Genomic DNA, 21,107 nt, shown 5'->3' with positions numbered 1-21,107 from the left:
AAGCAACAACCACCATGAGAAAACATTTCTTATCAATTCCATTTAAAATTGGTATTCCAATACACTAGAACCCAATACCGACATACCCCCCAACTGTCAGCCCGCTCACGTTGACGCCATCGAGTTTGCCTCCAGCCAGTTGATAACGGGCATCCGCGCCGATAAAGATTTCCTTCCAAACATTGTAGTCAGCACCCACCCCAAACATGACGCCAGGCTGCAAGACCGTAATGGATTCCGAAGGAGGGCTGATTACATGCAGCGCCAGACCGGCCGGAATCACCCAAGGTCGGAATCGGCTTCCTTCCATGAATTTGATTTTAGGGGCAGCCGTCAATGTGAATTGACTGACAGTCACCTTACGTGGATTGAGTGCTCCCCCGGCCAACTGAGTCGGTTCGTTGGCCAGTGCATTGCCAAGCACACTGTTGCTGAACTGTTTGTATTCAAACATGAGTTCGGCAAATACACTGGTACCGGACATCATTCCCCAGACATCATCCGTCAGATTGAAATCAAAACCGGCGCCGACATACCAAGCATCTCTTCCGGCACGATCCTGTGCACCGACTGGCGCCACCGCACTCTGAATTGAAACGCCATTGCGCTTGTTGTCGTTATGCGCAAAACCACCCCGGAAAAACACCATATGCTTGCTTTTGGGCGCCATATCGCCGAAAGAAACTGTCGATTGCTCCAATTCTCTAACTTTTTGAGCATCTTTTGCCGTATCAGTCTTCACCTTGTCCAGCTCACCCCGGATAGACTGTAGCTGTTGTTCCAGTGTCCTGACTTGCTCTTCCAATAATCGCGTTGCAGCATCCTGAGCAAGAACCTGGGGCGAGACCATCGCTGCCATGACACCGAATGCACCGATCAAAAATCCGGAAGTTGATCGCTTTATGGGAAAAAACTGCTTCACTTGATTCTCCTTATTGATTTTATATTTATATCGGCCTATTTGAGAACGCATAGTAAAGAAATGCCGGCCCCTCCCCTTTGATCTATGTCAAGATAACCGCATTTCTCATCGCCCATCTGTAAACCATAATTTGGCAATGATTCACATACTCTCGTCTGATACCCCCTTCCCGCCATTGGAGCATGCTCTGGCCAAACCCAACGGCCTATTGGCGGCTGGAGGAGATTTATCGCCCGAACGCCTGCTCTCCGCTTATCGTAGGGGTATTTTTCCCTGGTTCAACGATGGCGAACCGATACTTTGGTGGAGCCCCGACCCGCGCATGGTATTGTTTCCCCATGAATTGAGAATCAGCCGCTCCCTTCACCAGACATTAAAAAAGAAACATTACGAAATCCGGACAGATCACGCATTCTCCAGTGTGATACGGGCTTGTGCTGCGCCACGCAGGAAGCAGGATGGGACCTGGATACACAACGAGATGATTGCTGCTTACAGCGCGCTGCATCACCAAGGAATCGCACATTCGGTCGAAACCTGGATCGGTGGAGAACTGGCGGGTGGTTTATACGGCGTGGCGATTGGCCAAATGTTTTTTGGCGAATCGATGTTTTCCCGGGTCACCGATGCCTCCAAAATTGCTTTAGTGCATTTAGTCAAACAACTAGCGAACTGGAACTTTGGCTTGATCGATTGTCAGATGAAAACAGCCCATCTCGCTTCAATGGGCGCGCGGGAAATCCCCAGATCCTCTTTCGTGCAGCGACTGAACGAACGCATTAGCGAACCCGGCAGAAATGGACGGTGGCATTTCGATTATACTTATTCGGAAAACTGAAGATTCCAGGATAATTTCCAATACAAGCTGATGGACTTTTATGTAACCAGACATTATCCATGCAGCTATCTGTCGGACCGGCTTGCCCGCTCACGGATTGCGATAGCAAGCGATGCTTCGGATAGCAAGACTTATGCGCAATTGATCAAGCAGGGTTATCGCCGCAGCGGCAGCTTTATTTACCGCCCGGATTGCGGCCAATGCCACGCTTGCATACCCGTGAGAATTATGGTCGATCAGTTTAAACCTAACCGGACACAACGGCGCATTTGGAAACAACATCGGCATTTGCAGGTGGTTCATCATCCGCTTCATTACGATCCCGAACATCTCGCGCTGTATCAGCGCTACCAGAAACGGCGACATGCAGGCGGCACTATGGATCACGATGACCATCAACAGTACAGCGACTTTCTGCTGACAAGCAATGTCAACTCGCGCTTGGTCACTTTCCACGAGGACCGGCAATTGCGCATGGTCAGTATTGTCGACCAGTTACCGGATGGGCTTTCCTCGGTCTATACCTTTTTCGACCCGGATGTCATCGGATCAAGCTATGGCACATACAGCATCCTGTGGCAAGCAGCCCACTGCCAGATCAAGTGCCTGCCCTATGTTTACCTGGGTTACTGGATCGCGGAAAATCAAAAAATGCGCTATAAAACCAATTTTCAACCCTTGCAATGCTTGCTGGATGGCCAATGGCAATCCATGGAAGCGGCTCACTCCTATTAATAACCAACCCATGCTGTACACTCTATTCCGACCACTCTTGTTTTCACTCGACCCCGAAACGTCACACACACTCTCGCTCAAGAGTCTCAAGCTCTTCAAGAAGCTCGGATTGCTTCCCGACCGCTCGCTTGGTTGCAAGCCAAGTCATGTCATGGGGCTTGATTTCCCCAATCCGGTCGGGCTGGCTGCAGGCCTGGATAAAAATGGCGCCTACCTCGATGCTCTGGCATCGCTCGGATTTGGCTTCATAGAAATTGGCACAGTCACACCTCGCCCCCAGCCTGGCAATCCAAGGCCACGGCTGTATCGCATTCCACCCGCGCAAGCCATCATCAATCGCATGGGATTCAATAACCAAGGCGTGGATAAACTGGTGCAGAATGTTCTACAATCAAACTATCGTGGCATTCTGGGGATCAATATCGGGAAAAATTTTGATACGCCCTTGGCCCATGCAACCGAGGATTACCTGATCGGTTTGCGCAAGGTTTACAAGCATGCAAGCTATGTCACCATCAATATTTCCTCACCCAACACTTCCCAGCTGAGACAGTTGCAAAACAGCACCGAGCTCGAATCCTTGCTCAGCGCCTTAAAAACCGAGCAAGCCCGCTTGAGTGACCAATATGGCCGCTATACGCCACTTGCGATCAAAATCGCACCCGATCTGGATGCCGCCCAACTTGAGGTGATTGCCTCGCTATTGCTAAAATATCAAATGGATGCCGTGATTGCGACCAATACGACGGTATCACGCGAGGGATTAGGCAACGTCCCTCATGCGAGTGAAGGCGGCGGCCTGAGCGGCGCGCCACTGACCCAACGCAGCACGGCAATGGTACATACACTCGCTGGCCTGTTGCAACAAGCGGTTCCCATCATAGGTGTAGGTGGTATCATGTCTCCGCTTGACGCCAAAGCCAAAATGGAAGCTGGCGCAAGCCTCGTTCAACTGTATACCGGCCTCATTTACCGGGGACCGGATTTAGTACTGGATACTGTCTCGGCACTCTGTGCCCGCTAGATTTATGCTGGATAAATTCACACTCATCGAACAGATTGATGCGGTTCTGCCGCAAACTCAATGCGGGCAATGCGGGTTCGATGGCTGCAAGCCCTATGCGACGGCCATTGCCGAAGGTCGTGCCGATATCAACCAATGTCCGCCGGGTGACAACGCTGGCATACAAAAGCTGGCAGCCATTTTAAATATTGCGCCCAAACCACTCGACCCCACTTATGGCCATCCCAAACCCAAAGCGGTTGCCGTGATAGACGAGGCGCAATGTATCGGCTGCACCTTTTGTTCACGCGCCTGCCCGGTCGACGCGATTGTGGGCGCAGCCAAGCAAATGCATACTGTCCTGTCTGAGGCATGCACCGGCTGTGAACGCTGCATTGCCCCTTGTCCGATGGATTGCATCAGCATGAAAGAAGTCAGCGAGCCCGCAGCGCCTGAAATCCAGCAACAATTGGCGGACCGGGCACGAGAGCGGTATCACTTCCGATTACAGCGGCTGGCACGCGACCAGCAAACGCGCGCGGACGCATTGCAACAGAAGCGGGTAACGGCAAGCGCTGCCCAAACTTCCCAGAACAACCTGCGAGCTACCAAGCAAGCCATCATTCAGGCGGCCATGGAGCGTGCGCGTGCGAAGCTTCCCGGCCATCTTACAAAACCTCAAGCATAGATTTCAATTAGAATCAGCATGAACGCCGCCAAGCGCCATGAAATTTTCACGCGTTTCAGAAACGCAAATCCCCACCCGACCACCGAACTTGAATACACGACGCCCTTTCAATTACTGGTAGCAGTCATTCTCTCGGCACAGGCAACCGACAAGAGCGTCAATCTGGCTACCCGCAAACTGTTTCCAGTCGCGGACACACCCGAGAAAATCCTCACCCTGGGGGAAGCCGGGCTCAGTCAGTTTGTTCAGCGAATAGGGCTGTTTCGAACCAAAACAAAAAACATACTGGCCACTTGCCAGATGCTGATAGCGCAATACCAGGGTGAAGTCCCCCGCAGCCGTCCGGAACTTGAGAAGCTACCAGGGGTTGGCCGGAAAACAGCCAATGTCATCCTGAATACTGCTTTCGGCGAGCCGACCATTGCTGTCGACACTCATATTTTCCGGGTCGCCAATCGGACCGGTATTGCACCAGGCAAAAATGTGCTGATCGTTGAACAAAAACTGGTTAAACTCGTACCGAGCGAATTCCGGCACGATGCACATCACTGGCTGATCCTGCATGGGCGTTATGTTTGCAAGGCAAGAAAGCCCGCGTGCGATCGATGCCTGATTGTTGATTTATGCGAGTTTAAGGATAAAAACTTGGCACAAAACTTTGATTCACTTCCACCTCCGGCGGCATGATGTTCAATCCCTCCAGAGATCAGGCACGGCAATTATTCTTCGACACCTGGCGCAAATACCGCGCAGGAGAACCACTTTCGGGTATGGAGACTATCGCACTGGAAGTGATTCTGCAGCATCCGGAATACCATGCCATGCTGCAGGATAGGGAACACTATCTCGATAAGGATTTTCTGCCCGAAATGGGAGAAACCAATCCTTTTCTACACATGATCATGCATGTGGCCATCAAGGAACAACTTGCGATCGATCAACCGGCTGGCATTCGTCAGAAATTCGAACAAATCCGGGCAAAAACAGGCGATGAACATGCAGCGATGCATCACACCATGGAATGTCTGGCGGAAATGCTCTGGCAAGCGCAGCGTCACCAATCGGCGCCGGATGCACAGCTTTATCTGAACTGCATGGATGAACGGATCAATCAATAAAAAACGGAATGTACTCACCATTCAAGTACATTCCGCTCCAGGTGTAGCAGCAATCAATACTGCCTACTGCCGAAAAAACCCTGGCTTATCTTTTCACATACAAACCTGACTGACTGGAATAATAGAAAGCTAAGTTTTCGATATCTTCCTTGCTCAGATTTGCGGCCATGCTAGCCATGATTGGATCTTTGCGCTCACCGCTCTTGTAGTCATTCAATACTTTCTCAAGATAGGTTCTGGCCTGGCCACCGATTTTAGGAAAATTCGGGGCCGGGCTGTTGCCGTCCAGTCCATGGCAAGATGCACAAACTTCCTGTGCCTTTCTTTTACCTGCTTCCACATCAGCTGCAACCACTTGCCCTGATAAAATTAATGCCAATCCACTTACCGCAGCCACTACATAGTTTCTCATATTCATAATCCTTGCATTAAGAAGAAAGATCAATTGCCCGCATAATAAGCGGCTAGTGCATCGATATCCTCATCGGAGAGCGTTCCTGCAATGCCAACCATAGTCGGATGGCTGCGCTCACCAGATCGATAATCCTTCAACGCTTTGACCAAATAAGCTGCATGTTGTCCACCCAATTTTGGAACATGGTAAACAACCGGATATGCGGTACGGTAGTCTGCAATGCCATGGCAACCTTGGCACATAACAATTTTGCTTTTGACTGAATCAGTATCCTCAGCAGCTTGTGTCATGCCTGAAAATGACAGAATCATGCCAGAAGCAACGAGTAGTTTAACGGCTGCTGACTTTTTCACTTTGTGCATCCTCCTCTCAAAAAAACAGGAACTTTAAACGATGGATCTGGTTTAGTCAATGAATGACCAGGCTATCTCCCTGTTGTGTATAGGGAAATTATTCTTGATTAATTTTGATTGCAGGTGAATTTGGCTACCGATTGCTTGCTCTCCAGGGCTTCCCAGCGGGAGAAGTGGGCCGACAGCTCTGTTTCCAGGGCAGCCGCCCGCGCTTGCAAGACCTTAGCCTCATCATGGTTATTCTGATAAATTTCGGGATCGCTCAAACGCTGGCCGATCAGCGTCTGCTCTCGCTCCAACGCATCAATTTTCTCGGGCAAAGCTTCGAGTTCGCGTTTTTCCAGATAAGTTAATTTCACCTCATCATTCGCTCCGCTTTTCCTGTTGCTTACCGGCTTGGCGGCTGGTTTGAGCGAGCTCCGTTCACGCTTTTCCAACGACTGCGCAGCAGATTTGAACTGCGACCACTCCTGATAGCCGCCAATATATTCGCTCAGAACCCCCTCCCCTTCGAATGCAATGACTTGCGTGACGACGTTATCGAGGAAGGCCCGATCATGACTGACCAGAAATAATGTACCGCTGTAGTCCTGTAGCAAGGATTCCAGTAATTCGAGGGTTTCAATATCGAGATCGTTAGTGGGCTCATCCAGAACCAGCACATTAGCCGGCCGTGTAAATAATCGCGCCAGCAGCAAGCGGTTGCGTTCGCCGCCAGAAAGCGACTTCACAGGCGAACGGGCGCGTTGGGGCGAGAACAGAAAATCCCCCAGATAGCTGATAACATGCTTCTGTTCTCCATCGATCTCAATGAAATCCGAGCCCTGGCTAATGGCTTCAACCAAGGTCAGCTCATCGTCCAGTTGCGTGCGCATCTGATCAAAATAGGCAACCGATAGCTTGGTTCCCAATCGAATGGTGCCGGCATCCGGCTGAAGCTCTCCCAGAATAAGCTTGAGCAAGGTGGATTTACCGGCACCGTTTGGGCCCAGCAATCCGATCCGATCTCCACGCATAATCCGGCAGGAAAAATCTCGGACAACCGGTTTGCCATTAAAACTTTTGGCAACATGTGCCAATTCTGCCACCAATTGCCCCGAACGCTCACCGACTTCCACCTTGAAACTGACCTCACCGACACGCTCACGCCGAGTAGCGCGCGCTTTCCGCAGTGCGTCCAGCCTTCTTACCCGGCCTTCGTTCCGGGTTCGCCGGGCCTGAACGCCTTTGCGTATCCAGACCTCTTCCTGGTTTAAAAACTTATCGAATTTCTTATTATGAATCGCTTCAGTTTCCAGTATTTCAGCTTTCTTCTGTTGATAGGCAGAAAAATTCCCGGGAAAGCTCTTCAGATCACCGCGATCGAGTTCGATAATGCGGATAGCCACATTGTCCAGAAACCGCCGGTCGTGCGTAATGAAAATGACGGTGCCGGAAAAATCGCGCAGCATCTCCTCCAGCCATTCGATAGAGGAAAAATCCAAATGGTTGGTCGGCTCATCCAGCAACAATATGTCTGGCGATACAACCATAGCTCGCGCAAGCGCGACCCGCTTGCGTGCACCCCCCGACAACGTTCCGATGATTGCATCTTCGGCCAGACCGAGCCGGTTGATTGCCGTTTGTACCTTGTTATGAATGAGCCAGCCATCCTGTGCTTCCAGGACGCCCTGCAGATTCTGCATGCGCACCAACAACGCCTCGGTATCTGCATCCGCCTCGCCCAAGGCATGTGAAACTGCGTGATAATCAAGCAATGTCTGAGCCAGCGCACCCAGTCCCCGTGAAACCTCCCCGAATACTGATTGCGTCTCATCCAATACCGGTTCTTGCGGGACATAAGCCACATTCATACCAGGTGCCACCCATAACTGGCCATCATCCAGTTTGATTTCCCCGGCCAGGGCGCGCAACAAACTCGACTTGCCGCTTCCATTGCGGCCGATCAGCCCTACGCGCTCGCCGGAATCAAGCTGCAATGCGATATGATCGAGCAAGGCATGGTGGCCAAAAGCTAAACAGGCATTCTCAAGGGTAATAAGTGGCATAGAAAAAACAGTTCAATCAATTAAGGTAACCCTGGCCCGGACGCGGAATGACGGCCGCATAATCCGGCTGCCATTGGTTGTATCCATATACATATACTTCAACTGGATCCATTTGGCAGCGCTTTGTTGTTTATATACGTCCTGTGAACTATTTTCAGTTTCAGTGCGGTGCATGAAATGCGTCCTACTCGCATGCAGTAGCAATAACCATCGAGCGCAGGGTGCGTTGACGCGCCAGAAAACCGACGTGGGATGATCTCAAGCTTCATGCGCCCTGCTGAAAATTGCACAGAGGCAAATTATTATATGACATCACATACGGCATTCGATTCAACATAGCGGAATCGGGCTGGCCTAACAATCCTGGATAATCCGCTGTCTGCGTCTGGCACAAACCTCATGCTTCGATTGAAACAGGAAAAGCCGAATGAACATGATACATGCCGGCAAGTCCAATTGAAACGCCAGGACCATGGAACCTGTCTAGCATATGAAAATTCAAGAGATTGGATTATACGGGATGGCTGACGTATGATCATATATAAACCAAATATACCATACCGGCTGCTTATCCCGGGAGACGGCGACAGCCGAAAATGGCATGGCTGGCTTGCAGGATAAAATCCTACTTGGCCTCACCAGCGCCTCGACATCTATCACATCTGATCCAGCCGAAGAAATTACGATGATGAATTCCGACTACTTCAAGAACTGGCAAGATTACTGGAAAAAACTCCAGTCTCTGCTGCTCGACCCCAAGATCGATGAAGCTGCCCTGGAGACTTCTCTGCGTACAGCGCGAGAGAATGTTCCAGTGCCGGTACTCTGGCTGCTGGGAAAAACACAGGCTGGCAAAACATCCATCATTCGCTCATTGACAGGCAGCGAAACAGCACAAATAGGCAACGGCTTTCAGCCCTGCACCCGCCATTCCCGGTTCTACGATTTTCCCAGTGAAATGCCGATTGTCCGTTTCCTTGATACCCGCGGACTGGGTGAAGTTGACTATGATCCAGCCGATGACATCCACTTTTGCGCTTCTCAGGCACACTTACTGCTGGCCGTGATGAAAGCGGCCGATTTACGCCAGGAAGTCTTGTTCGATGTTCTGCACGATATCCGTCTACAACACCCGGAATGGCCGCTACTCATGGTCCAGACCGGCCTGCACGAGCTTTATCCAGCCGCTGGCAAACACATGCTTCCCTGGCCCTATGGTCATGAACCCTGGCCTGAGACACTACCGGCCGAATTAAGACGTGCCTTGCTTGCCCAGCGCGCCGCCGCGAACATGCTGCCCGGGTTCGCCCCCATCCATTGGATAGCCGTTGACCTGACCTTGCCCGAAGACGGATTTGAACCCGGCGATTACGGCCTGGAAGGATTATGGCAAGCGATCGAATCACTGTTGCCGCTCGGATTGCAGCACCAACTAAGTGAGGAACAAACTGTCCGTGACCTGTATGCCCGCACCGCGCATCAACATATTGTCGGTTATGCGTTGACCGCCGCCGGACTCGGCGCCCTGCCGGCAGTGGATCTGGTGGCCGTCACGGCTGTCCAGGCCAAACTGTTACACAGCCTCGCGGCACTGTATGCGCAACGCTGGGATACTCGCACCGTGTCGGAGTTTCTTGGCCTGCTGGGAACCGGCATCGCCACCAGTTACCTGACCAGATTCATAGGACGTACCGTAACCAAACTGATTCCCATCCTGGGACAGACTGCCGGTGCCGTATGGGGCGCCAGCGCAGGTGGAGCGACCACTTATGCACTGGGCAAGGCATCCATTTATTTTTTCAATCAGCGCAAACAGGGCCTGAATGTCGACCCCGCAGTCATGCGGCGCATCTATGCCGAGTCACTCGAAAAGGGCCGCACACTGATGAATGAAAGATTGCGCGGCCAATCAAAATGAAAACATTGCTAAACCGTGTCGACCCGCTGCAATTCGTTGCCCTGGCTTTGCTAGGATTGCCTACGCTCGCCTTGTTCGGGTTCGGCATGCTCTGGCTATGGCAAACAGACCATCTCGTTACCTGGCTGATCGTCATGGTCGTTTGTGGAGGGCTTGCGTATGGCTTGCAAATCTGGTCGGCACAACGCCGCCGCAAATTGCTGAACGAACTGTTTACCGAACCCAATCCGGATTGGCCGCCACGTGCCGCTGATGTCTGGCAGGAAGTCGAAGCATTGGCAGATAGCTGCGACCCGCAGGATTGGCCCCTGGACCATACCGACTGGATCATCGAATTGGGCAAACGTACGCTCCATACCGTTTCCCGATGCTATTTCCCGGATGCCGAGCGCCCTTTACTAGAACTGACTGTGCCGCACACACTCCTGATCATCGAGCAGGCCAGCCGTGATTTACGCCGGGATGTCACAGAAAATATCCCTTTTAGCGATCGACTGACGCTTGGAGACCTGATACGGGCAAAACGTTGGAAAACCAAGGCGGAGAAAGCGTACAACGTTTATCGTGCCGGCAGGATTGTGGCCAATCCGGTCAACGCACTGTTTGGCGAATTCTGGCGATTATTTCGGGAACGCAGTTTTACGCTGGCCCGCAGCGAATTTCAGCGCTGGTTTCTGCGCGCTTATATACGGAAAGTTGGCTATTATGCCATCGACTTGTACAGTCGACGCCAACCCCTTGCGTTCGCCGATCTGCAGACGCCAGCCGCCACGCCGCCTCTCACATCGGCTCTCGATCTGGAACGCGCCCGGCAGGCTGAAAACAAGCTTGCAGAGCCATTGCATATACTCGTATTGGGCCGGACCAATGCCGGCAAATCCAGTCTGATCAATGCACTGTACGGCAAACTCATCGCCGCGACAGATATCCTGCCGGATACGACATATGAATTGTCGCCCGCTCTCCTCCAGCGCGATGGTTTTACGCAGGCATTGATATACGATAGCCCTGGATGCGACAGCGGGTTTTATGACGATCATCAAATGCAGACAGCAGCGCTGGAAGCGGACCTGATCTTGTGGGTGACACCAGCCAATCGGCCGGATCGACAAATTGAACGCCGCACATTGGACGCCCTCCGTACTGCCCAGTCAGCCTGTCTGAATCGGCGGCCACCGCCACTACTGGTTGCAGTCAGTCATATTGATCTGCTGCGGCCCGCCAATGAATGGCAACCACCCTATGACCTGACCGATCAGCTGAACGTCAAAGCTACCAATATCCGGGCCGCCGTCGCAGCGGTCGCCGCGGATCTATCGGTGCCCGTCACACAGGTCATACCCGTTTGCCTGAAGGAAGAAAAAGTCTACAATGTCAAGGATGCATTCTGGGCAGCCATGCTGGCCGAGCAAGATACCGCACTCAGAGTCAGGCTGTTACGTTGCCTGGATGCGGACAAACGTACCAGCGACTGGGCGCTGCTGCGTCGCCAGCTGCGTAATGCGGGCCGTTTCTTGTGGGAACTGCCAGATAAAATCAAAGAATAATAGGCCTCTATCCCATCTCCAGCAGGATGAGGCAGGGTGTGTCAACGCAACCTGCGCACAATGATCGCTGCCGCTCCATTCGTGCAGGGTACATTTCATGCGCCACATTGCAGACGAAAATAGTTCAGGGGTATAAAGCATAATCATCCCGCATTGGGTTGCGCGCTTACCGGGGCATCACACTATGAGCAAACAGATCGCACTCATCCAGGGGCATCCTGATCCCGAGGGCAGTCACTTCTGCCATGCACTGGCAGCGGCCTATGCCCAGGGCGCCCAATCGGCCGGTCACAAGGTGGCAATCATCGAAATAGCACACATCACCTTCCCGGTGCTACGATCCAAGCAGGATTTTGATCATGGCGTGCCTCCCGAATCGATTCGCGCCGCACAGCGAATCATTCAACAGGCGGGGCATCTGGTTTTCATCTATCCCTTGTGGCTTGGCACGATGCCTGCCTATTTCAAGGCCTTTCTGGAGCAGGTATTCAGGCCAGGGTTTGCGGCCAATCAAACTTCCGCATCCGGACCATGGCAGAAATTGCTGGCTGGCAGAAGTGCACGGATCATCCTCACCATGGGCATGCCTGCCTTCATCTATCGATGGTATTTCTTCGCCCACAGCCTGAAAGGCCTGAAGCGGAATATTCTCGGTTTTTGCGGCATAGCGCCGATCAAGGACACCCTGATCGGGAGGGTAGATACGCTCAACGAAAAGCAACGAAAGTGGTGGCTCAACAAGGTACGTTCCCTCGGCGTCCAGGGCAAATGATCTCGAATGCGACACCAGCCCCTAGGAGCCCACACCGCCATGAGCAACCGATCTCGTTCCAGAGCTGCGAAAAGTGGCCACCCTGCAGCTTCAGGATGATTGTTCCTCTTGATCCCGGAATCGTTGCTGAATCGCAACGATCTTTTCCACATTGCCAAGCAAGGCCTCGACACAATCTCGGTCCAGTTTATCGTCCGCCAATCGCTGCAGCATGCTGAATGCCTCTTCATTAGACCAGGCTTCCTTGTAGACACGGCGCGAAGTCAAAGCGTCGAATATATCCGCCACAGCACTTATGCGGGCCTCGATGGGAATTTCGTCCCCTTTCAACTGCTTCGGATAACCACTGCCATCGATAGCCTCATGGTGATATTCAGCAATATTGCGCAAAATACCCACATGCCCGAAGGTACCCAGACTGAAGTCTCGCAGGATTTCATCGATGATTTCCCTACCCCGGGTCGGGTGCGTTTTCATGATTTCGAATTCCTGATCATTCAGTTTCCCCGGTTTGCGCAAAATGCTGTCCGGAATGCCTATCTTGCCAATATCATGCAACGGAGAGAACAGAAAAATATGTTCGATCTGTTCATCGGTGAGCTGATAGCTGGGCGCAAGCTCGAGCGCAATCAGACGCGCATAATGTGCGGTGCGATCGATATGCGAACCAGTTTCCAAATCACGATAGTGGGTCATACTGCGTGCCGCCTTGACGGCCGAAAGCAATGTTCTGATTGCCGTCAGCTCATTGATGACAACCAATGCGATCAAATGACCGTAAATATCCAGCTGACGCAACACCGCCGGAACGAAAGGACGCGCTTCAGGGGAGTTAAAAAACAAAAAACCGATAAAAGTGCCGCTCTGATATACCGGCATGGTATAGCTGGCCCGATAGCCTTTTTCCCAGATCTTTTGCGTATGCAAGTGTTCTCCCTCGCTGAAAATAGCGAGATCCTGCACCAGGCGCGGACGGCGCTTCTCGATAATTTCGCGCAGGGAAGGCGCATCATCGAGCAAAGCTTCATAGGCCATCAAGGGCGTCGTACCGCCAGCAGTACTATGTGTATAAGTCTTGAGTATGCCGGTTGCCTCGTCCAGCAACGCGATAGACAAGCGCTCAATGAACGGAAAATCCTCGCTGATCAGTTGATGCAGGACACGCAGCTTATCAGAAAGCGGCCGGTTTTCATGCAACTGGGCAAGCGTATCCTGGTGGCGGAATAAATTTTCTTGGGGTAATCGCATCGCATTAAACTCGAAATAGCATGTAACTAACCGGAGCGGGAGGAAACCTTGCTGCCACTGCACGCATACCGGCTCCACTTTTGTGATGATCGTGTTCGATCCATTACGTTATGAGCCTACCAGATTTTTTGTGCTTCCGAGACCACGAAATGATAGAAAAAAACAACCATGACCGGCCATCCACAGTTAATCCACAATTTTGGCGTCTCAATCCCAACGCCAACCGCGGGGATCACCACATCCATATATATCCCATGCGCGAGGCATGCGTACGTATCAAATTCAAGCGCAAGCGCATCCACAGAAACACCATGACACGAAGGACTGACAACTATGGCTTTTAAGCTATGGCGCAAGGCAGAATGCAGCGGGATAGGTATTTCATGGCCCTTGCTGCCACGCTATCAGGTTATAGCACGCTTGCATATAGTTATGTTATAACATAACATACGGTAAAAACGACATGCTTATGAATAATTGTCTACCAACGCTATTTCTCAGAATCAAGCCTCAGCGGCCACTCCTCGCAGGGTTCCGGCATTGGCAAATAGCGACAAGCATATTATTGGCCATCGGAACATTTCATCATGCCTTGGCAGATGATGAAATCAGCGATACCCCTCCCAGGGTAGTGCTGTCTGATTCGGCTGATCAGACACCCGCCGTGACACTTGAGCCCATGACCATAATGGGGACTGCGATTCCTCAGCCGCTCAAATCGAACACCAGCATTCTGAAAGGCCGGTCATTGCGCTTGCAACAAGGCGATACGCTAGGAACAACCCTCGACAAAGAATTGGGACTCAGCAATGCTTCTTACGGGCCCGGAGTCGGTGTACCCGTAATTCGGGGCTTGACCGGTTCGCGAGTGCGCATGCTGCAAAGTGGTATAGGCAGCCATGACGCGACCAGTCTCAGTCCGGATCATGCCGTAGCAATTGACCCGTTATTTGCCGAAGAAATCAGCATCATTCGGGGGCCGGAAACCATTAAGTACGGCGGCAATGCAATTGGGGGCATTGTCGATGTCAAAGACTACCGGATTCCAGAACGCGTCCCTCAGAATCTTATCGACGGTTCCATAGAAAGCCGCTATGACACCAATGGGCATGGCACAAACTCTGCCTTTAAATTGAATTTGGGCAAGGAATGGCTGGCATTGAGCCTGGGTGGATTCTTGCGTGACCGGGGCGACACTCGGATTCCCGGCAAACCCATCGACGAAGCTTTTATACAACAACAGTTCGGCTTAACGGATATACAGAATGTAACAGGCAAGATTCCCAATACCGATAGCAAAAGCACCGGAGGATTTGCCGGAATATCCTGGCTGGGAGAGAGCGCCATGGCGGGCATGTCGATCAGTCATATGGACAATCGTTATGGTGTGCCCAAAGGCAGTCATGGGCTGGATCCGAATCATCTGGATGGCTTGGAATTGATTCTCCCACAGCTAAGTGATTTAACCGGATTCGAGGATATTTTTGGCCCACAGGCGCTATTCCCCAGTATCCGCATGAATATGCGGCAAACGCGCTACGATTTCAAAAGCGAGTGGTATGAGCCAATTCGGGGAATCGAACGCATCGGTTTTCGCTATGGATTGGTAGATTATCAGCACACGGAAATCGAAGGCGGCACGCCTTTTACGCAATTCAAAAATGATGTCGGTGAAGGACGGTTTGAAATCGATCATAATTTTTTCCAGCGCTTGACCGGCACAGTCGGCGTGCAATGGATTAACCGAGATTTTGCCGCTCTGGGTGTCGAAACTTTTGTTCCCGAAACCCGGCAGAATTTACTTGGCTTGTATACAACGCAGCAATATGCCTGGGATAACTGGATTTTTAGCAGCGGTCTCCGCTTTGAGCAATCCCGGATAAATCCCAGGGCAAACCAGTTATCGCTACGCGGCAGCGCCCTGCCACCCATCCCATTGCCTGACGAAATGAAGTACCGGGCCGTATCAGCTTCCGCCTCCGTGCAATGGCTTCCACTGAAAGACACCTCCGTCATGCTGCTGTTCAACCACAGCAAGCGCTCGCCGGATATTCAGGAGCTATTGTCGCTGGGTCCTCACTTGTCCACACGCAGCTTTGATATCGGCAATGTGCAACTGACCAATGAAACCATGAACATGATCGATTTAGGCTTCAACCTGAAGAAGGAACGCTTCAGTCTGCGGGTCAATGGCTACTACAACCGGTCCAATAATTTTATTTACCAACGCAACACCGGTCTGGTCTATGAAATTGACAATGAAGTCATTCGCCAGCGATGCGTCAGTCAGGCGGAATGCGTATCAATTTTTGCCTATGATCAACGCAATGCAGAATTCATCGGTTATGAATCCGAGCTCGAAGCAAGGCTTTACCGACTTGCCCAAGGCGATGTGCTGCTGACTTTGTTTTCCGACTACGTTCGCGGCCGCTTTGTGCAGGGTGGGCGCGACGATATTCCGCGCCTGCCACCTTTGCGCTACGGTACCGAGCTTGGATTCAGTCATGCAAAATGGCATACCGCCCTGCGTTACACCCGAGCGGAAGCACAAAATTTTCCGGGTGAAAATGAAACCCGCACCCGAGGCTATCATCTACTGACTGTAAGCGCGGATTATCAAATGGGGCTGGGGAAATGGGCAGATCTCTGGCTGTTTGTCAGAGGCACCAATCTGTTGAATGAAGAAATACGCAGCGCGGTTTCATTCTTAAGAAATTTTGCACCCGAACCCGGTCGAAGCCTGGTATTCGGATTACGGGCAACCTTCTAATCATGATACATCCGGCCTTATTCTCGCTAGTTGCGGCACTGATGTTTAATCAAGCGGTCTCCGCCCCGCACCTGGATGTGGAAGTCTGGGGGCAAGGCAACGCATTGTTTGTGGGCTACTGCCGTACACCGGGTGTGGTCGGCTGTGAGCTTGGCCGGCTGGCAGAATCGCTTCAGTTACCGGCAGGAACCTTGCCCAGAGAAGCGGCGACAGGTAAATTCATTTTTCTGGCTGATTTCCGGGATTTTTCCGGGGGTGATTTTCGGACCAGGAACCCGGGCTTTCAATCAGTCCGGAATGCGCTACTACCCAATGAGCTGATCAGCTATCGTGCACTGGGAAAACTCAAATACTGGCATCCAGCATTCTCCTCCTGGGGAAGCCCACCTGACGGCTTTCAAATCAAATTGTTCGGCGGGCTGGAAGCAAGCAGCCAAGTCATCAGCGACTATTCCCAATGTGCCGGGCAATTGTTTTGCTTCAGCGAAGGCAGCTTCGGCACGGATGGCAGTACTGTTTTTGCCGCAGACGGGATTCATGGCAATCCTGAATTAGTCGTCGACATTACCAATAATAACGGTGTCCTCCACACGCATCTCAGCTTCTTCCTGGAAAATCAGCAAGGTGAAATAGGCGGCCCGGTTGGTGCCTATCTGATTGAAATGCAGGTCACCTCCAACGCCCGTTACTTCCCTTCAGAACCTTTTTTAATCCTGTTTAATGCCGGCTTGGACGAAAATGCTTTTGCTGCCGCCTTGCTGGCCTTGATCGGCGACTCTTCAAGCATCGCTCCGCCACCGCTCCCTCCGGCCACGCCTGTATCCATCCCCGGCGACGTGGATTTGAATGGCTATGTGGATCGAATTGATGTCGCACTGATTCTGCTGGCAGCACAGAATAACGAGCCCCTGCGTCCGGATAACATTCGATTCGATGTCAATGGCGATGGGGTCATCGACCGCAATGATGCCTTCTTGGCCAAAGAGCTCTGCACGCTCAGGCTTTGCAAGAGCCCGATTATCGAACCCGCCACGGCGCTGAATATGGCAACGGTCTTCGACGGGCATACCGGCATATTAAACCTGAACGATATCCAGGCAAACGATCTGCACTTCCGTGCACAGATGCAGTATCAGGATGAGGCGGTATTCGTCCTGAATACCGTACAACTCGACCGGCCTCGCTATGCGGCCCCGGCACGCTACAACACCGAAAATGGAATACTGGAAATTCCTTTGATTTATGTTCAAGAGAAATTCTATAAAGCAGTACTGCGCAACATGGGAGATGCCAGATTCAAACTTGAGCACCTAGAAGAAACTGATCCAGTTTTTGAGTAATCGTCGTAAAGAAAGGAGAATATCAGCAATCTAAAACATTCATTGAGGTAGCCAGCAATTATTTCAAACAATTTGGGAGGATTTTATTATGTTGAAAAGGGTTATTATTTCGTCGATCACCTTGGTGATCAGTTTGTTTTTCTCACTCGCTGTTGCAGAAGAAAATCATGATCATGATGATCACCACCATCGTGACGAAAATCATCTGCACGAAAACGACATCCAACCCTGGAGAATCGGAGCAGAGATATTTGTGAACAGCAATTTGTTCGAAACAGATTTCGGCGATCTGCGAGGGGGTCCTTATGCAACGAACAATCCCGGGGTGGATATCAATGTCGCGAAAGGCGCATTCACGCCAGGCAATTGGTTGCGCTTCCAACCTGTCGGCCGACTCCATTTCTGGAATGGAAGCGAGTGGATTCCACATGTTCCAGATGGAGAACGGATCGAAGTCATCGATGCGCGGGGTAATATCATCGAATTTGGTGCTGATGACGTCAGTGATATACCTGCGATCATCGGACAAATCGATAGCTCGGGAGGTCTACATGAGCACATCGATTTTTCCATTCTCAACGCTTCCAATGCACAAGGCGGCAGTACTGGCGCATACCGCATACAGCTAAGATTGTTTGAATCTCAGCCTAACAGCGATGTTTCCGTTTCTATTGCAACCTCCCCGATTGCCATCGTTTTCAATCGCGGACTGGAACATGAGGGTTTTGAAAAAGCAGCTTCTGCAGCAGCCGATCTCGATGAAAATTCAGTATTGGCTGACAACGGGATACTGAATATTCAGCGCGTCAAAGCGTTCGGGAAATATTACAAAGCGAAACTCAACTTTATCGGCAACAATCAATTCCAGCTCATTGCAGCCGAGGAAATTCCTGAAACGGAACATAACCGATAGCCCATATCGATACCGTTTAGCACATTGATCTCGGATATCATGAAGGGCTTGTATCTTGAGAGATGTGATAGCTGACGGCCCTGCCCTTTGATGGACAATTGCCATCAAAGGGCAACTGCGATTCAATTTTATGGTGCGCAAGCGCACCCTTGCATGAGGGGGTGACTATCGCTGAATTCGTGGTGGACGCATTGCATACACTCAACTGGAACTGAAACATGAGACTGTGTCATTTCAATTTTTTGCCAATAGTCTTGACGATAGCACTCAGCACCATACTGGCAACCAGTTGCATCCTGATTCAGGGGCCGCTACCGGGCGATATCCTTCTCACACAAGAGCTACAAAGCCTGTTCGGCAGCGAGCCGGCCTGGGCACATATCATGACCAGCACGGCAAAGCAACCGCTGGTATGGCTGACGCTGATTCTTGGCGGCCTGTTAGCCTATACACGCGCTGGCTGGCACGGGACCGGAACAGTGGCGATCACTTTCTTCGCTGCCAAAATAGTCGATATGGCCTTGCGCGCACTGATTTATGTCCCAAGACCATTGCCCGAATTCGTTCAGGTGGCGTCTGTCAGCACCTCGTCCGGACTGCCTTCAACCTTCGCTTTAGTATACGGGGCAATTTTTACACCCGTTCTGATGGTTAAAACACCAAGCACCGGGTGGGTTCAGTCGGCCGCAGCCACTGCGGCCATTCTCCTGCTTATCGCAGGCACATTGGCACGCGTCGTGCTTGGAGGCCACTGGATGAGTCAGATGATGACCAGTCTACTACTGACCTGTTCCATTGGGTTGTTGATCCATCAGATTCTGCAGTCGATCCTCTCTAGCCAGTCTGCCTGCTCACACCAGCGGTAGGTACTCAAACAAGAATTACGAATTCTGTATGGCGTACGGATTCCATCGTTCTTGACTCATTGGACAGGATCTTACCGATCCTATCCAGAAACGATCATCGCGCGCATTTTCTGCATCGCCTTGGCCTCGATCTGGCGCACACGTTCGGCCGACACACCAAACTCATCGGCCAGCTCATGAAGTGTTGCGCTCTTCTCTTCTCGCAGCCAACGCGCCTCGATGATACGGCGGCTGCGCTCATCCAGATTCTCTAGTGAATCCTTCAGCCGTTCATGGGTGATTTGCTCCAGCTCTTCCTGCTCCAACACTTTGGAGGGGTCTGAACCATCGGTTAAATAGGTAATGGGACTGGCACCAACCTCATCTTCATTGTCCGACAGCGGTTCCAGAGAAATATCCCGGCCACTGAACCGAGTCTCCATCTCGATCACTTCCTCAGCCTTGACACCCAGCTGCTCCGCGACGGCAGTCACTTCAGCCTGGCTCATTGTGTCCAGACCTTTTTTCATACTGCGCAAATTGAAGAAAAGTTTTCGTTGATGCTTGGTCGTGGCTATTTTGACCAAACGCCAATTACGCATGATAAATTCGTGAATTTCTGCCTTGATCCAATGGATAGCGAATGAAATCAGACGCACGCCCCGCTCGGGGTCAAAACGCCTGACCGCTTTCATCAATCCGACATTGCCTTCCTGGATCAGATCCGCATGCGGCAGGCCGTAACCCAGATATCCTCGCGCAATGGCTATCACGACACGTAAATGAGACAGTACCAGCTGGTGAGCGGCCTTGATATCGCCCGCCTCCCGCATACGTTTCGCCAGGGATGTTTCCTCTTCCCGGGTTAAAATGGGAAAGCTATTGGCTGCATGGATATAATTTTCCAGGTTTCCTCCATTTACTGCCGGCAAAGCCAAAGTATCATTCATCGTATCGATCCTCCTTTGATCTCTGCTAATAATACTGTTATTAAATTTGTCTCAAATTTTAGCACTCATTGAGCGAGAGTGCTAACTCAATCTATTGACCGCCAGCCCCTCATTAAATTCATTCCCAAGCAAGCCCGTGAACAATTCTCAGCCGGATAGCTGAATCACATGGCACAATTTTATTCGCTCTGCCAAGCAGGATTGAGAAGCATGTGCCAAGATGCTATGCATTGCGTGCATTCCGGCACTCCCAGAAATATTCAACCTGTTTTCCTCAGCCAAGCGGATTGCAGTATGCAGTTATCCCAGCACAAGGCAGCCATCTATCTCCCGCCGCTTCCGTCATATGGCTCAACTGATGATGCGCCCTAGGAGGCTGTCCGAGAATAAACTGATCTACTGCAGACGAGCCTGATTGGCCGGATTTTTCGATCCTTTTCGTTAAATAGAACGACTATTCGCCTCAAATGATCGAAAAATCCGGCCAATCAGCCTCGCCCTCGCTATGATCGCTATTCTCGGACAGCCTCCTAGACCTTGTCTTTGTTTTTCTTGATTCTTGATTGGCGACCGGAGAGTAAGCCGGTTCCTTGCCGACGGTTAGGCTGAAGTTTGTTTTCTCTGTTTGCCGCCTGGTTTCCCGGCGGTGCCACAGTATCTCGACCATGCATCGGTTCGTCCCCG

18 protein-coding genes and 1 pseudogene are annotated in these 21,107 nt (G+C 51.5%); 13 read left to right on the top strand and 6 right to left on the bottom strand.

Features of this window, described 5'->3' with window-relative positions; all coding sequences use genetic code 11:
• Positions 1 to 64: 64 nt before the first annotated feature.
• Positions 65 to 922 (bottom strand): porin family protein, encoded by an 858-nt coding sequence (locus ABTW62_RS02660; protein ID WP_430903029.1) that lies wholly within the window; start codon positions 920 to 922, stop codon positions 65 to 67.
• Positions 923 to 1,058: 136 nt separating this feature from the next.
• Here ABTW62_RS02660 and aat point away from each other — a divergent pair, with 136 nt between their 5' ends.
• The 6 genes and pseudogenes from aat (at position 1,059) to ABTW62_RS02630 (ending at position 5,304) form a co-directional block, all read left to right on the top strand.
• Entirely contained in the window at positions 1,059 to 1,760 is a 702-nt protein-coding gene (gene aat / locus ABTW62_RS02655; protein WP_430903028.1) for a leucyl/phenylalanyl-tRNA--protein transferase, read from the top strand.
• A 21-nt stretch (positions 1,761 to 1,781) separates the two neighbouring features.
• Positions 1,782 to 2,495: pseudogene (locus tag ABTW62_RS02650) on the top strand (arginyltransferase); the annotation flags it as partial.
• Positions 2,496 to 2,505: 10 nt separating this feature from the next.
• Entirely contained in the window at positions 2,506 to 3,519 is a 1,014-nt protein-coding gene (locus ABTW62_RS02645; protein ID WP_430903027.1) for a quinone-dependent dihydroorotate dehydrogenase, read from the top strand.
• A 4-nt stretch (positions 3,520 to 3,523) separates the two neighbouring features.
• Complete coding sequence (locus ABTW62_RS02640) at positions 3,524 to 4,186, top strand: RnfABCDGE type electron transport complex subunit B (RefSeq protein ID WP_430903026.1); 663 nt, start codon at positions 3,524 to 3,526, stop codon at positions 4,184 to 4,186.
• Positions 4,187 to 4,204: 18 nt separating this feature from the next.
• Positions 4,205 to 4,873, top strand: a complete 669-nt coding sequence (gene nth / locus ABTW62_RS02635; protein WP_430903025.1) for an endonuclease III — start codon at positions 4,205 to 4,207, stop codon at positions 4,871 to 4,873.
• Positions 4,873 to 5,304 (top strand): DUF1841 family protein, encoded by a 432-nt coding sequence (locus ABTW62_RS02630; protein WP_430903084.1) that lies wholly within the window; start codon positions 4,873 to 4,875, stop codon positions 5,302 to 5,304. The genes nth and ABTW62_RS02630 overlap by 1 nt, the downstream gene beginning before the upstream one ends.
• A gap of 85 nt (positions 5,305 to 5,389) precedes the next feature.
• On the opposite strand, the gene ABTW62_RS02625 is transcribed toward ABTW62_RS02630, so the two are convergent.
• The 3 genes from ABTW62_RS02625 to ABTW62_RS02615 all read right to left on the bottom strand — a co-directional run bounded on the left by ABTW62_RS02625 (position 5,390) and on the right by ABTW62_RS02615 (position 8,120).
• Entirely contained in the window at positions 5,390 to 5,716 is a 327-nt protein-coding gene (locus tag ABTW62_RS02625; protein WP_430903024.1) for a c-type cytochrome, read from the bottom strand.
• A 29-nt stretch (positions 5,717 to 5,745) separates the two neighbouring features.
• On the bottom strand, positions 5,746 to 6,081 hold the full coding sequence (locus ABTW62_RS02620) for a c-type cytochrome (protein WP_430903023.1): 336 nt from the start codon (positions 6,079 to 6,081) through the stop codon (positions 5,746 to 5,748).
• Between the two features lie 98 nt (positions 6,082 to 6,179).
• The gene (locus ABTW62_RS02615) at positions 6,180 to 8,120 is read right to left on the bottom strand and encodes an ATP-binding cassette domain-containing protein (RefSeq protein ID WP_430903022.1); all 1,941 of its coding nucleotides are present in this window, start codon (positions 8,118 to 8,120) and stop codon (positions 6,180 to 6,182) included.
• 601 nt (positions 8,121 to 8,721) lie between these two features.
• Here ABTW62_RS02615 and ABTW62_RS02610 point away from each other — a divergent pair.
• From ABTW62_RS02610 to ABTW62_RS02600, 3 genes are all read left to right on the top strand, one after another.
• Complete coding sequence (locus tag ABTW62_RS02610; RefSeq protein WP_430903021.1) at positions 8,722 to 10,038, top strand: YcjF family protein; 1,317 nt, start codon at positions 8,722 to 8,724, stop codon at positions 10,036 to 10,038.
• Positions 10,035 to 11,585: a GTPase family protein gene (locus ABTW62_RS02605; RefSeq protein ID WP_430903020.1), complete on the top strand. Its 1,551-nt coding sequence runs from the start codon at positions 10,035 to 10,037 to the stop codon at positions 11,583 to 11,585. The genes ABTW62_RS02610 and ABTW62_RS02605 overlap by 4 nt, the downstream gene beginning before the upstream one ends.
• Positions 11,586 to 11,769: 184 nt before the next feature.
• Positions 11,770 to 12,357: an NAD(P)H-dependent oxidoreductase gene (locus ABTW62_RS02600; protein ID WP_430903019.1), complete on the top strand. Its 588-nt coding sequence runs from the start codon at positions 11,770 to 11,772 to the stop codon at positions 12,355 to 12,357.
• Positions 12,358 to 12,447: 90 nt separating this feature from the next.
• On the opposite strand, the gene ABTW62_RS02595 is transcribed toward ABTW62_RS02600, so the two are convergent.
• On the bottom strand, positions 12,448 to 13,605 hold the full coding sequence (locus ABTW62_RS02595) for an HD-GYP domain-containing protein (RefSeq protein ID WP_430903018.1): 1,158 nt from the start codon (positions 13,603 to 13,605) through the stop codon (positions 12,448 to 12,450).
• 469 nt (positions 13,606 to 14,074) lie between these two features.
• Here ABTW62_RS02595 and ABTW62_RS02590 point away from each other — a divergent pair, with 469 nt between their 5' ends.
• The 4 genes from ABTW62_RS02590 to ABTW62_RS02575 all read left to right on the top strand — a co-directional run bounded on the left by ABTW62_RS02590 (position 14,075) and on the right by ABTW62_RS02575 (position 19,494).
• A complete protein-coding gene (locus ABTW62_RS02590; protein WP_430903017.1) occupies positions 14,075 to 16,375 on the top strand; it encodes a TonB-dependent receptor in 2,301 nt (766 codons plus the stop codon).
• Between the two features lie 41 nt (positions 16,376 to 16,416).
• Complete coding sequence (locus ABTW62_RS02585) at positions 16,417 to 17,715, top strand: dockerin type I domain-containing protein (RefSeq protein ID WP_430903016.1); 1,299 nt, start codon at positions 16,417 to 16,419, stop codon at positions 17,713 to 17,715.
• An 88-nt stretch (positions 17,716 to 17,803) separates the two neighbouring features.
• Positions 17,804 to 18,628: a hypothetical protein gene (locus tag ABTW62_RS02580; protein WP_430903015.1), complete on the top strand. Its 825-nt coding sequence runs from the start codon at positions 17,804 to 17,806 to the stop codon at positions 18,626 to 18,628.
• A 218-nt stretch (positions 18,629 to 18,846) separates the two neighbouring features.
• Positions 18,847 to 19,494 (top strand): hypothetical protein, encoded by a 648-nt coding sequence (locus tag ABTW62_RS02575; RefSeq protein WP_430903014.1) that lies wholly within the window; start codon positions 18,847 to 18,849, stop codon positions 19,492 to 19,494.
• Between the two features lie 80 nt (positions 19,495 to 19,574).
• Here ABTW62_RS02575 and rpoH read toward each other — a convergent pair whose 3' ends face one another.
• Entirely contained in the window at positions 19,575 to 20,423 is an 849-nt protein-coding gene (gene rpoH / locus ABTW62_RS02570) for an RNA polymerase sigma factor RpoH (RefSeq protein WP_430903013.1), read from the bottom strand.
• Positions 20,424 to 21,107 lie beyond the last annotated feature (684 nt).

Origin of the sequence: Nitrosomonas sp. ANs5 (assembly GCF_050584665.1) — a bacterium.
GTDB lineage: Bacteria > Pseudomonadota > Gammaproteobacteria > Burkholderiales > Nitrosomonadaceae > Nitrosomonas.
The sequence above is the reverse complement of the archived record's forward strand: the minus strand, read 5'-3'. Positions and strand labels throughout refer to the sequence as shown.

Coding starts and splice junctions, on each gene's coding strand:
- nth (WP_430903025.1), top strand. CDS start 4,205: ATGAACGCCGCCAAGCGCCATGAAATTTTCACGCGTTTCAGAAACGCA.
- ABTW62_RS02585 (WP_430903016.1), top strand. CDS start 16,417: ATGTTTAATCAAGCGGTCTCCGCCCCGCACCTGGATGTGGAAGTCTGG.
- ABTW62_RS02600 (WP_430903019.1), top strand. CDS start 11,770: ATGAGCAAACAGATCGCACTCATCCAGGGGCATCCTGATCCCGAGGGC.
- ABTW62_RS02590 (WP_430903017.1), top strand. CDS start 14,075: ATGAATAATTGTCTACCAACGCTATTTCTCAGAATCAAGCCTCAGCGG.
- aat (WP_430903028.1), top strand. CDS start 1,059: ATGATTCACATACTCTCGTCTGATACCCCCTTCCCGCCATTGGAGCAT.
- ABTW62_RS02575 (WP_430903014.1), top strand. CDS start 18,847: ATGAGACTGTGTCATTTCAATTTTTTGCCAATAGTCTTGACGATAGCA.
- ABTW62_RS02610 (WP_430903021.1), top strand. CDS start 8,722: ATGGCTGGCTTGCAGGATAAAATCCTACTTGGCCTCACCAGCGCCTCG.
- ABTW62_RS02620 (WP_430903023.1), bottom strand. CDS start 6,081: ATGCACAAAGTGAAAAAGTCAGCAGCCGTTAAACTACTCGTTGCTTCT.
- ABTW62_RS02605 (WP_430903020.1), top strand. CDS start 10,035: ATGAAAACATTGCTAAACCGTGTCGACCCGCTGCAATTCGTTGCCCTG.
- ABTW62_RS02580 (WP_430903015.1), top strand. CDS start 17,804: ATGTTGAAAAGGGTTATTATTTCGTCGATCACCTTGGTGATCAGTTTG.
- ABTW62_RS02625 (WP_430903024.1), bottom strand. CDS start 5,716: ATGAGAAACTATGTAGTGGCTGCGGTAAGTGGATTGGCATTAATTTTA.
- ABTW62_RS02645 (WP_430903027.1), top strand. CDS start 2,506: ATGCTGTACACTCTATTCCGACCACTCTTGTTTTCACTCGACCCCGAA.
- rpoH (WP_430903013.1), bottom strand. CDS start 20,423: ATGAATGATACTTTGGCTTTGCCGGCAGTAAATGGAGGAAACCTGGAA.
- ABTW62_RS02630 (WP_430903084.1), top strand. CDS start 4,873: ATGTTCAATCCCTCCAGAGATCAGGCACGGCAATTATTCTTCGACACC.
- ABTW62_RS02640 (WP_430903026.1), top strand. CDS start 3,524: ATGCTGGATAAATTCACACTCATCGAACAGATTGATGCGGTTCTGCCG.
- ABTW62_RS02615 (WP_430903022.1), bottom strand. CDS start 8,120: ATGCCACTTATTACCCTTGAGAATGCCTGTTTAGCTTTTGGCCACCAT.
- ABTW62_RS02595 (WP_430903018.1), bottom strand. CDS start 13,605: ATGCGATTACCCCAAGAAAATTTATTCCGCCACCAGGATACGCTTGCC.